This window comes from Poseidonibacter parvus (genome assembly GCF_001956695.1).
Lineage (GTDB): Bacteria > Campylobacterota > Campylobacteria > Campylobacterales > Arcobacteraceae > Poseidonibacter > Poseidonibacter parvus.
The window spans coordinates 185,003-197,299 of record NZ_CP019070.1 but is presented as its reverse complement, the minus strand read 5'-3'; the positions used below and the strand labels follow the sequence as shown (position 1 = coordinate 197,299).

Sequence of the window (12,297 nt, the reverse complement as noted above, 5' to 3'; positions counted from 1 at the left end):
TTTTATCAAAGGATAATTATTATCCTAATAAGGAAAAGTTATGGCATGCGATACAAGTGTTAAAGCTAGAGAAGAAAATGTTGCTAACGAAGTTAGTCAAAATGATAATAACACAGAAGTGAAAAAAGGAAAGAAAATGAGCTCAACAATGGTACAAAAACAAATCCCAGAATTTAAAATGGATGCATATGATGCAAAAACAGGTCACTACACAACAGTATCAAGTGAAGATTACAAAGGTAAATGGGCAGTAGTTTGTTTCTACCCAGCAGACTTTACATTTGTTTGTCCAACAGAGATTGCAGCTATGAATGCACACTATGATGAGTTCCAAGAACTTGGTGTTGAAATTTTAGCAGTATCAACAGATACTAAATTCTCTCACAAAAGATTTGTAGAAACTGAACCAATTTTAGAAGGTTTAAAACTTACTATTGGTGCTGATTCAACTACTGAAGTTAGTGAAAAATTTGGAGTATTAATTGAAGAAGAAGGAATGGCTTTAAGAGGTAGATTCTTATTCAATCCAGAAGGAATTTGTGTAGCACAGGAAGTTCAAGCACCAATGGTTGGAAGAAACGTAAATGAATTCTTAAGACAAGTTAGAGCTTGGCAACATGCAACTGCTACAGGTGAAGTTTGTCCTGCAGGTTGGAGACCAGGTAAAAAAACACTTCCAGTAAATACTGACGTAGAGCAAATGACTGGTAGAGTTGGTGATTATATTACTATTGAAGAAATTCTTTCTTAATAGTTAATCATTTTATAAAAAGGGTTAGATTTTTCTAGCCCTACTATAACTTTATAATTGCGGTCATTTTTTGATTGTTACTAACTTTTCCTGACCGCAACTATAAAGTTATATTTTATCTATGTTTTGACATTCCTTTAGAATGACTACCATGTCCTCCATCATGACCCCAAAAACGTGGACCACAACCAATAAGTGTAATTGATATAATTGTTATTATAATACTTGTTCTAAATACTGTTTTCATTTTACTTCCTTTATATGTTAAAATATAATTCTAAAATTTGTTTTTGGATATTCAATTTATATAATTTTATATCTAAAGCTCGAATCATTTTAGAATTTCTAATTGTATCAACATCATCAATTGTTTTGTACCCAGCTTTATACTCTTCTTCATTTACCTCTAAAAGTTCGTCATATAATTTAATATCATTTTGAGCCAATAAAATTCGCTCTTCATAACTTTTAATAGTTAAGACTTTTTCATCATAAGTAGTTTCACTACTCACTTTTTCATCATTTAACTCTTTTTTACTAATTAAGTAATCAAGTCTAGTTTGCTCAATATCATTTGATGAAGTGTAACTAAGGGGCATAGATAAATTTAAGCCATAATTATAATAATCATCACCATCAATAGTTGAGCTATCTTGATATCCATATTGTCCTGTAACAGCTAAAGATGGTAAATAATCACTTTTTTTAATCTCATATAATGAATTATTCACTTCATTTTCTACTTTTATATAGTTTATTGATGTTGCATTTTGTAAATATATTTCCTTACTCATTAATTTTACACTTGGTATTTCTATATTTTTATAGTTTTTACTTGTGTATTTTTTTATTGTATTGATATTTACTAACTTTGCTAAAGCTAATTCTTTTTGAGTATCACTTAATGTATTTTTTGTCATGATGGCATCATTTAAATCACTAATGCCAAGCTCGCCTGCTTTATATTCAGATTTTTTACTTCTTATATCAATTTCGCTGTTTAAAACATTTAGTTTATTTTGTTCTAAATTAATTTCATTTATTTTTGCATCAAGTAAAGTAGAAAAAATAGTATCTAAATCCTCTTTTGTACTAATACTCAAGCTAAGACTTTCCATTTTTTTTAACTGTTTTGCATAATCAATTTGTGAAGTAATTCCTCCAAATTTATATATATCTTGAGAAATTGATAGGTTAAAATCTCTTGTAGTATCCGAGTCTTGATCTTTTTTTATACTTCCATTTAAATTAATATCTGAAAGCCAATCATATTTATTATATTGTTCTTTTTGTTCAATTTGTTTTTGCTTTAGTTCAATTATCTCTTGTTTTGTATCTGATAAGACTTGACTTGTTTGCTCACTTGAAAAAGCAAGTAGAGGAATTAAACTCAATAGTGTTAATTTTGATAATTGTTTCATTTTACAAACTCCACTTTTAAAACTTTTCCAAAATTATTATCATCTAAAGTAATAGTAACTTTATGTGCTGATACAAAAGTTTCATCTAAAGTTTTATCTACTTTTTCAATCTTTGCTAAACCTTCTTTTCCATTAATTAGTACTTTTTTATTTTCAATATCACTGTAATCATCATCACTTATATAAACGATAGCTTTTGATTTACTAATATCATAAGCACTTGCAAGTTCAGTACCTGCTGTTACATAATCTCCAAGATTAACGTTAAACTGCTTTATATATTTATTCTTAACTGCAATAGTTTTTTTCTTTAAAGTGTCTTGAATAGTTTTAATATCTAATTTTAATGATTCAATAGAAATTTGAAGTTCAATTAAATCATATAATTTATCATCTTTATCAGACTGACTTTTACCTCTAATAGTTATATATTTTTTATAACTAGCATTTAGAATACTTAGCTTCTTTTTATATAAACTTAGTTGCTTATTATAAATTGCTAATTCTTTTTCTTCTAAAGATGAATCAAGCTTGATAATTGTTTTACTTACAACTTTCGTTTCATCATTTTTATCAAGAGTTGTAATTTGTCCTGATGTTTGTGCATATATTGTAAAGCTATCATAAGGCTCAACTTTTGCCATATATGATTGTGCAAAAACTATTAGTGGTGTTATTAGTAAAAGTAAATATTTTTTCATAATTAATCCTTGATTTTAAATAAAGTTGCGTATAAAGCAGGTACATATATTAGGTTTAAAATAGTTCCCCATGCAATCCCAAATCCTAATGAAATTGCAATTGGTTGAAGCATTACAGATTCTCCTGTTGGGAAGAATATTAAAGTTGAAAGTCCTAAGATTGTCGTAATTGATGTGATTAAGATAGGTCTTACTCTTTGTTTTGCTTTCACAAAAAACTCTTTTCTATTTTTTGTATCGTGTAAGAAATCTAACATAATAATTCCATCATTAATAACAACACCAGCAAGTCCTAGCATTCCTATAAATGATTGGGAATTTAGATTTATTCCCATAATAAAGTGTCCTAAAACAGCCCCAAAAACGGTAAAGGGAATAACAGAAAGTATAATAAATGCACTTTTAAAAGATGGGAAATTTATAAGTAGTGTTAAAAATATTAAAAATAGACCAACCATAAAAGCTTTTAACATATCACTTGCCATTTGAGAACTTTTTTCTCTCTCACCTCCAAATCCTATAGTAACTCCTGATTTTTCAATCTCTTTAATTGTTGCGTCAAGCTGTTTTATTACTTCATTTGCACTTGTAATTTTAGTATCTACATTTGCAAATACTTTTTTCTGTATTAAACCATCTTCTTTTTCAATTTTTTCAAAGTTTCGCTCAATTTTAAAATCAACAAGTTGTGACAGTTCAACTTTTGTATCATCAATTGCTATTAAAAAGTGTTTTAATTCATCTAAACTATCTTTATAAACAGATTGAGTTTTTATATTAATTACTCCATCTTTATTAAAAGTATCACCTTGGTCTTTTTCCATAAAATAGTTTGTAATCTGTGTTGCTATTTCTTTATCTGTAAGTCCTAAATTCATTGCATAATTATTTAGTGAAAATTTATATTCCCAATCACCAAGTTGTGTATCATCCGCAATATCTTTTGTACCTTTCATTTTACTAATTGCACTTTTTAAAGTATTAATACCTTCTAGTAAAGCTGTTTTATTATCACTGCTTAGTTTTAGCTCAATATCAGTTCTTACGATACCAATTCTACTTGTAACTACATTGAACTCTACAACTTTGTCTTCTTTTGTTTGAGCAGTTACAAGCTCTCTTATTTGTTCCATTGCTTCATTTGTAGAAGTTGTTCTTATCTTACTTTTTTGTTCAAAATCAAAACTAAAGTTTAATACTGGATTTATATATCTATTTAAAAAATCATCTTCTTTTGCATCTTCAAGTTCTAAAGATAAGGTAAAACCATTTTCAATTGTTTCACTTGAACTTGCAACATTTGTAAATCTTCCAACAGTTGAATCAATATTTTTTATAAATAAATCTTTTGAATTTTTCAAAAGAATTTCTTCATACTTTTTAGTGATAATATCTGTCTCTTCTAGTGATTTTGATTCATCAAGTTTAAAAGATAGTGTTACATTTCTAGAAACCATATCAGGCATCATTTGAAATCTACTTTGACTGATTAGAAAATATGTAATTAATGGAACAGTTATAAAAAACATCATCAAAAAAGTTTTTTTATAATGGATTATTTTATGTAAGATACTTTCATAAAAATTATATGCTTTTGTCCAATCAAGCATTTTATCTTTTCTTTTTAAAAGATGTTTTGCATGAAGAGGTAAAAAGATAAATGATTCAATCAAAGATGCAAAAATAAGTACAGAAACAACTATTGGTACAAGCATCATCAAAATTCCAAATTCACCACTAATTAAAAGCATTGGTAAAAAAGCAAATATCGTTGTAAATGCTGCTATTAATACAGGTGCAATCATCTCTTTTGCACCATTTAAGACAGCATCATTAATGTCAGCCCCTTCATCAAGATGCCTTTGAATATTTTCACTTACAATAATCGCATCATCCACTACAATTCCAAGTGACATAAGAATAGCCATAAGAGAAATCATATTTAAACTATATCCCATAGCTTCGATTATTAAAAGACCTAAAATAAAAGAAAAGGGTATTCCCATTACAATTACTAAAGATAATCTTGTAGAAATAAGTACGTGCATAGCAAGTCCTACTAAGATAAGACCTAAAGTAATATTTGAGATGATTGTTTTTATTCTATCATCAACAGGGCCTGATGAATCTCTTGTAATATCAATAGTTAAATCAGAACTTGATTTTTCATATTTTTCTAAAATATCTTGAATAGTGTTTGCAACAGCTATTGAATCACCTTCATCATTTTTATATACATTAAGAGATACAGTAGTTTTTCCATTCAATCTTGATATTGTCTCATCTAAGGGATAATCAATTGAAATATTAGCAATATCTTTTAAGTAAACTTTTTTATCATTTACTTTTATAATTGTATTTTCCCAAATTTTCTTATCAAATTTGTTATTATTAGCAGTTAAGTAGATATGATTTCCAACTTGTTCAATTTGACCAACAGGATAGATATAAGATAAATTTTGTAAGGCTGATATAACAGAATCACTTTGCAATCCATACATATTTATCTTTTTATGATCTAAGTAAAAATCTATTTGTAAATCACTATCCCCAAATATCATAATCTCACTAATACTTGGTACTTGATATAGTTTTGTTTTTATAGTTTCTGCTATTTTTAATATTTGAGCTTTTGTTTTATTTTGTGAAGATATAGAAACATTTAAAAGTGATTTTTGTCTTTGTACACTTGAAACAGTAGGCTCTGTCATATCACTTGGAAGATATTGCTTTGCTGAACTTACGGCATCACTAATCTCATCTTGTACAGTTTGTTTATCAACTCCATCTTGGAGTTCAACTTCAATAGTAAAGCTTCCATTTCTAATAGTTGATGTAACTTCTTCAATACCTGAAATTGTATCTATTTGATTTTCTATTTCTATTACAGCAAAATTATTTAGATTATCAGCACTTGCTCCACTATAACTTCCACTAACTTGAATACTATCTAAAGTAACAGTTGGAAACATCTCTTTTGGTATTTTTATATAAGAAAAAATCCCCATAATTAATATAAAAATTAAAAGTGTATAGTTAAGACGTGAATTCTTTAAAAAATATTCTATTACATTACTCATTCTTATTCTCCGCCAAATTATTATTTGACATAGTAATCCACTTCCTTAAATCATTTATGAATATAAAGTAAATGAAAGTAAATAAGAGTTTATCTATTTAGAAAAGTTAATGACAATTAAAGATAAAGCAGAAAAGATTAATATACTTCCCATAAAAATATTAAATACTTTTAATCTAGAGTTTGTGTTTAATAAAACCTTTGCTTTTTGGCCTAAAAGTCCCCAAGAACTAAGACTTAAATAGCAAACAATAAAATATATTACAACAAAAATGAGTAAGCTGCTTTGATTAATTGAAAACATAGAAGTTCCAGAAACTGAAGCTATCCATGCTTTTGGATTTAGCCACTGTAATAAAAAGCCTTCATAAAACTTCAAGTATTTTATATCATCTTTTATTTCAATATCTGGAGTTGAAGATGCAATTTTATATCCCATAAATATTATAAATAAAGCTCCGAATAAACCTAAATATTTTAAGAAGTCCGGATAATCAAGTAAAATTGTACTTAAACCAAAACTAACAAAAATTAATAATAGTGTAAAACCAATAGTAGCTCCACTAATAAAAGCAAAAGTTTTTAGAAATCCATTATTAATACTAGATGAAAGTATTAATATATTTACAGGACCTGGTGATATTGACATAGCTAAAGAAAAACTAAGCATAGCAATTAATATTGTAAGTGTCATTTATACTCCTAATTTTTTTAAAGTATAAAGTAATTCAAAAATATATTATTGTACAAAATTGAGTCTATATTCATTAGGTGTATTTGCTACAATCTTTAAAAAGTTCCTATGAAGATGACTTTGGTCAAAAAACCCTGATTCTTGAGCAACCTCAGAAATTGAATAACCTTTTTTTAAATACTCTTTTGCTTTATTAATTCTTACATTTAAAAGGTAAGAATGTGGAGTTAAATTCATCTGTGACTTAAAAAGCCTGATAATATAAAAAGGATTTAGATTAAACTCTTTTGATAAATCTTCTAAAGATATATTTTCTTGAAAGTTTTCATTTATAAACTCTTGAATTTCATAAAATTTTTCATCAACTATTTTTTCTTCTTTTTTTTCTAAATTTAATGAAAAGAAATCTAAAAAGAATTTTAACAATTCATTTTCTTTATCAAGTATTAAATTATCACTTAATAGATATTCACATAAGTGCAAGAAGTCTAAATAATATTTTTTATCTTTGATAATTGAAATAGGAATATTTACAAACTCTTTAATATCAGGGTTAATCAACCTTTGAATATTTTCGCACCAGGAAATATCTAGATATAGCATATAGTAAATATTTAAAATATCTGAGCAAGAATTACAAGAATGTACTTCCTTTGGATTAATAATACTTAACATGTCTTTTTTTAGAATATAAGACTTATTTCTATTTTGATAAATACTAGTACCTTTTTTATTTACACCAATAGAAAAAGTATCATGAAAATGTTTTTTATAATGTGCATTAGAATTAGAGTATCTTAATTCTAAAAAAGGAAGTTTTTCATGAATAAAGACTTTCGTAAAAGTTTTATTCATGTAAACTAGTTACATCCACAAGAAATATTTGTAGCAGCTTTTGCATTTTTACCAGAAGTTTTATAACCATCTCTAATCCACCAGTCAAGACCACCTAATAATTCTTTTGTTTTAAAGCCTAACTTAGACATGTTTAAAGCTCCTTTTGTTGAAGCATTACATCCAATTCCATCACAATATGTAACATAGTTTTTGTTTTTATCTAAATGCTTTGTACTTTCTTCATTCATTGTTTTATGTGGAATATTTATAGCATTTGGAATATGCTCTAAATTATAAGCGTCAACAGCTCTTGCATCTATTACAACTATATTACTATTTTTACTTATGGCATCATTAAGATCCCAAGAATCAATTTCAAAAGCAAGTTTTGCTTCATAAAAGTGGATTTGTGTCATTTTATATTTCCTTTTCTTAAAGTATACAATGAATTTATAATTAATGTAAATACTATTATAAAACCACCAATAAAAGTATTTGAACTTGGTATTTCATTTAAAAACAACCAAACCCAAACAGGTGCCATAACTGTTTCAATAATCATTAAAAGTGTAACTTCACTAGCATTTATATATTTTGTACCATTACCCATTAAAACTCTTGCAACTGGTGTTATAAACAATCCCATAATTGCAATAATTCCTAATGTTCTTAAATCAATATTTAAGGTATCGCTAAAAATTAATGAAATAATACTCATGCTAATTCCAAGACATGCTGTTAATACTACACGACTAATATTTTTATATCTTACTAAAAATACAAAAGCTAAAGAGAAAGTACAAACTGATAAAAGAGCAAAAAGATTTCCTTTCATCCCTCCCAAGCTTAATTCATCAACAAAAATTACAACAAGACCAATTATCATAAAAATAGAAGCTAGTATTATATTCTTTGTGATTCTTTCTTTATAAATCAAAAAAGCAAATAAACTTGAAAATAGTGCTGCTGTTCCAAAAATTAAAACAACATTTGCAACACTTGTATTTTTAAGTCCTGAAATAAAGAAAACATTAGAACTTCCCATTAAAGTAGCACATATTATTAACATTGGAAAAGAAGTACTTGTGATTTTATTGATTATATCTTTTTGTTTTATAATCAAAAATGATGTCATAGAAATAAATATAAAAATACCAAGATAAAAACAAAAAGTAAGTGCATCAATATTTGTAAGTTTTACAAAAAGAGATTCTAAACTCATAATCAAAACGCCTAGCGATGTAAGTGCTAGACCTTTTGCATTATTACTCAAAGTTTAAGAACTTTAAATATTATAATAGTTTGCATCTTTATGAGGCACAACTATTGCACAAGTTGTTTGCTCTGGATGCATTTGGAATGTTTCAGATAATTCAATTCCATACTCTTCAGGATTAAGTAAATCAAAGAAATCTTTATTCATTGCCAAGTCTGGACAAGCTGCATATCCTGGAGAATATCTACAACCTGTATATTGTTTCATTTGAACATCATTTAAAGTATGTCCCTCTTTAGCAACTATATCTAGATCAAGTCTAACTTGTTTATGAAGTACCTCAGCTAAAGCTTCAGCTAGCTCAACTCCAAGTCCATGAACTTGATAATATTCAGTAAATTTACCTTCATCATAAAGCCCTCTTTCATAATCAGATATTTTAAGTCCTGCACTTGCAAGTGTAAATGCAACTACATCTAATCTATCATTTGCAAAGAAATCAGGAATACATCTAAATGGTTTTCTCTTTTGTCTAGGGAACTCTAAAACTTTTATAGCTTCTTCTAAAGGTGGCACATTTTTAGCTTCTTCTTCAGAGTTAAATAAATGTTCTTTAGAAAAAATATAAAGTTTATTATCATGAGAAATACAAGGATAATAAGCATATATAGCAATAGGATCAAAGATATCTTTATCAAGTAAATCATCTTTTAGTTTTCTATATAATGGCTCTACTGTTTCTTCTTCATATTTTAAGAAAGCATCTCTATCTTGTTTCCCTCTTTTATATCCCCATCTTTGTCTAAATAAAACTCTATGGTTTATCCATTTAAATACTAACTCTTTATCTATTGCACTTCCACTTTTTCCAATTCTATCCCATAAAGGAGGAAAAACAAAAGGTGCTTTAGGAGGTAATGATATCTCTTCATAAGGAGGAATTACAACCTCTTCCTTTTCAACTTTATCACTTGTATCTGCTACTTCAATTAAATCAGCTGCTAAAGCAGTATTTTCTAAGTCACCTTCTTCAATTCTTTGCATAGAAATTACACCATCAAAGGCATCTCTACAATAGAAAATTGGTCCATCATAAATAGGTCTACAAAAATCATTTACAAAACCTTTTGTAAGTGCTGCTCCACCAATAAGTACTGGAATATCAATACCCATTTTTTGTAACTCTTCTAAGTTTTCTTTCATAACAGCAGTTGATTTTACAAGTAATCCACTCATTCCAATAGCTTGTGCTTTATGCTCTTTTGCAGCTATTAAGAAAGAGTTTAAATCAGCTTTTATCCCAATGTTTATAACTTTAAATCCATTGTTTGAAAGAATAATATCAACTAAATTCTTACCAACATCATGAACATCACCTTTTACAGTTCCTACTACAATTACAGTTTCACTAGCTTTTTCTTCTTTTGGTAAATATGGATTTAAAGCATCAACTGTAGCTTTCATAGTTTCTGCACTTTGCAATACAAATGGTAATTGCATTTGTCCAGAACCAAATAATTCACCAATGATTTTCATACCATCAATTAGCCATTCATTTACTATTATTTCTGGTTTTACATCATGTCTTAATTCTTCAACTAAAGGAAGTAATCTATCTTTATCACCATCAAGTAATAACTTCTTAACTTTCTCAATAGGTTCAAGATTTTGGTATTCTTCATCACTTTGTTCTTCTAAATCATCAACGTTTGAAAAGTGCTCAATAAAAGTAAATAAAGGATCACCACTTTCTTGATTATTAAAGATTAAATCATCACAAGCTTTTTTATCTGCTTCAGAGATTTTATTAAGAGGTAAAATATGCTTTACATTTACAATAGCAGATGTTAAACCAGCTTGCACACAATAATCTAAATAAATAGAATTTAAATAAGCTCTAGCTTTTATGTCTAAACCAAAAGAGATATTTGAAAGTCCAAGAGTAGTACCTACTTCAGGATGAAGTATTTGGAATTCTCTAATAGCTTCAAGTGTTTCAATACCTGCTGTTCTATATTCATCATCACCAGAACCTATAGTAAATGTAAGCATATCAAATACTAAATCATGAGGATCAAAACCGTGTCTATTTACACATAAGTCATAAATACGCTCAGCAATTCTAATTTTATCTTCTTTAGTTTTTGCCATTCCAACTTCATCAATTGTAAGACATACTAAAGCAGCTCCAAATTTTTTAGCTAACTTACAAACAGCATCAAATTTCTCTTCTCCATCCTCTAAGTTAACAGAGTTAATAATTGGTCTTCCACCAATTTGTTTAAGTGCTGCTTCAAGTGCATAAATTTGTGTAGAATCTGGCATTAAAGGAAGTGATATCTTTTGAGAATAAAGCTCAACAACCTTATCCATATCTTCTCTTTCATCTCGACCTGCAAACCCAACAGATACATCAATAATATGTGCCCCTGCTCTTACTTGTTGTTGTCCAACAGTTAAAGTTCCCTCATAATCATTTGCTTTTAGTAATTCTCTAAAGGCTTTTGAACCTGTAGCGTTTGAACGTTCACCTATAAGAAGTGGTGCAGGTTCTTGCTTTAAAGTTACTGTACTAAATAGTGAGGCTAACGATGCTTTTAAGAATCCACAAGGTTTTAAAGGTTTTATATCTTTAACTGTTTGAGAAAGTACTTTTATATGTTCAGGAGTTGTTCCACAACATCCACCTAAAAATGCAACCCCATTAATTTCTAAAAACTCTTTTTGTAGTTTTGTAAACTCTTCTGGTCCCATTGGATAATAAGAAACTCCACCTTTATTTTGAGGAAGTCCCGCATTTGCATGAACAGAAATTGGAAACTTTGAAACTTCGCTTAATGATTTTACATGTTTATGAACTTGCTTAGGACCCGTTCCACAGTTAAAACCAAGTGATAAAATATTAAAAGGAGCCATAATAGCTGCAATTGTTTGTGCATCTGTTCCAATTAGCATTGTTCCTGTCATTTCAATTGTTACTGATACCATAATTGGAATTTGTGGAGCTGCATCATTTAGTGCATGAAGTGCTGCTTTTATTTGTAAAGGATCTTGACAAGTTTCAAGTAAGAAAACGTCCGTTCCACCATCAGCAAGCCCTTGAGCCATTATTTTATATCCCTCATACATTTCATCATATTTTATATGTCCAAGTGAAGGAAGTTTAGTACCAGGTCCAACAGAACCTAACACAAATTTTGGATTATCAGGTGTTTCATATTTTACACAAGCTTCTTTTGCAAGTTGTGCTCCTAATTTCGATAATTCATAAGAAGTCTGAGGAATATCGTATTCATCTAAAACCCAAGGCATTGAACCAAAAGTATTTGTAGTAATTAAATTAGAACCAGCACTTGCATAATTATCATGAATATTTCGTAAGATATGAGGAGCGGTTAAATTTAGAAGTTCGTTACAACCTTCTAAATCAACGCCTTCATACATCCACTCTTCTGCTTTGATATCAGATATTTGAAGCTGTGTTCCCATTGCTCCATCTATTATTAGTATTTTTTCTTTTATGATATTTTGTATTTTTTCTAACATTTTATTCTCTATTTTTTATATTTTTTATTTCTATTAATTATTTGGAGTGTAT

General features: G+C 28.1%; 10 protein-coding genes. 1 reads left to right on the top strand and 9 read right to left on the bottom strand.

Translation table 11 applies throughout. The features are described from left to right. The first annotated feature begins 40 nt into the window (after positions 1-40). Entirely contained in the window at positions 41-751 is a 711-nt protein-coding gene (locus LPB137_RS00905) for a peroxiredoxin (RefSeq protein ID WP_076083145.1), read from the top strand. Between the two features lie 115 nt (positions 752-866). On the opposite strand, the gene LPB137_RS14695 is transcribed toward LPB137_RS00905, so the two are convergent. From LPB137_RS14695 to metH, 9 genes are all read right to left on the bottom strand, one after another. Next, positions 867-998 carry a hypothetical protein gene (locus tag LPB137_RS14695; protein WP_265936462.1) on the bottom strand — a complete coding sequence of 44 codons (132 nt, stop codon included), beginning with the start codon at positions 996-998 and terminating at the stop codon, positions 867-869. Between the two features lie 10 nt (positions 999-1,008). Further along, positions 1,009-2,172 (bottom strand): TolC family protein, encoded by a 1,164-nt coding sequence (locus LPB137_RS00900; RefSeq protein ID WP_076083142.1) that lies wholly within the window; start codon positions 2,170-2,172, stop codon positions 1,009-1,011. Beyond that, positions 2,169-2,873, bottom strand: a complete 705-nt coding sequence (locus LPB137_RS00895; RefSeq protein WP_076083139.1) for an efflux RND transporter periplasmic adaptor subunit — start codon at positions 2,871-2,873, stop codon at positions 2,169-2,171. The genes LPB137_RS00900 and LPB137_RS00895 overlap by 4 nt, the downstream gene beginning before the upstream one ends. 2 nt (positions 2,874-2,875) lie before the next feature. Continuing rightward, entirely contained in the window at positions 2,876-5,953 is a 3,078-nt protein-coding gene (locus LPB137_RS00890) for an efflux RND transporter permease subunit (protein WP_076083136.1), read from the bottom strand. A gap of 93 nt (positions 5,954-6,046) precedes the next feature. Beyond that, positions 6,047-6,646: a LysE family translocator gene (locus LPB137_RS00885; protein ID WP_076083133.1), complete on the bottom strand. Its 600-nt coding sequence runs from the start codon at positions 6,644-6,646 to the stop codon at positions 6,047-6,049. 45 nt (positions 6,647-6,691) lie between these two features. Next, positions 6,692-7,501, bottom strand: a complete 810-nt coding sequence (locus tag LPB137_RS00880; RefSeq protein ID WP_076083130.1) for an AraC family transcriptional regulator — start codon at positions 7,499-7,501, stop codon at positions 6,692-6,694. A 5-nt stretch (positions 7,502-7,506) separates the two neighbouring features. Beyond that, on the bottom strand, positions 7,507-7,899 hold the full coding sequence (locus LPB137_RS00875; protein ID WP_076083127.1) for a rhodanese-like domain-containing protein: 393 nt from the start codon (positions 7,897-7,899) through the stop codon (positions 7,507-7,509). Further along, positions 7,896-8,756, bottom strand: coding sequence for a DMT family transporter (locus LPB137_RS00870; protein ID WP_076083124.1), 861 nt, complete (start codon positions 8,754-8,756; stop codon positions 7,896-7,898). Before LPB137_RS00870 ends, LPB137_RS00875 begins: the two co-directional genes overlap by 4 nt. Positions 8,757-8,768: 12 nt before the next feature. After that, positions 8,769-12,245 carry a methionine synthase gene (metH, locus tag LPB137_RS00865; RefSeq protein WP_076083121.1) on the bottom strand — a complete coding sequence of 1,159 codons (3,477 nt, stop codon included), beginning with the start codon at positions 12,243-12,245 and terminating at the stop codon, positions 8,769-8,771. Between the last annotated feature and the right edge of the window lie 52 nt (positions 12,246-12,297).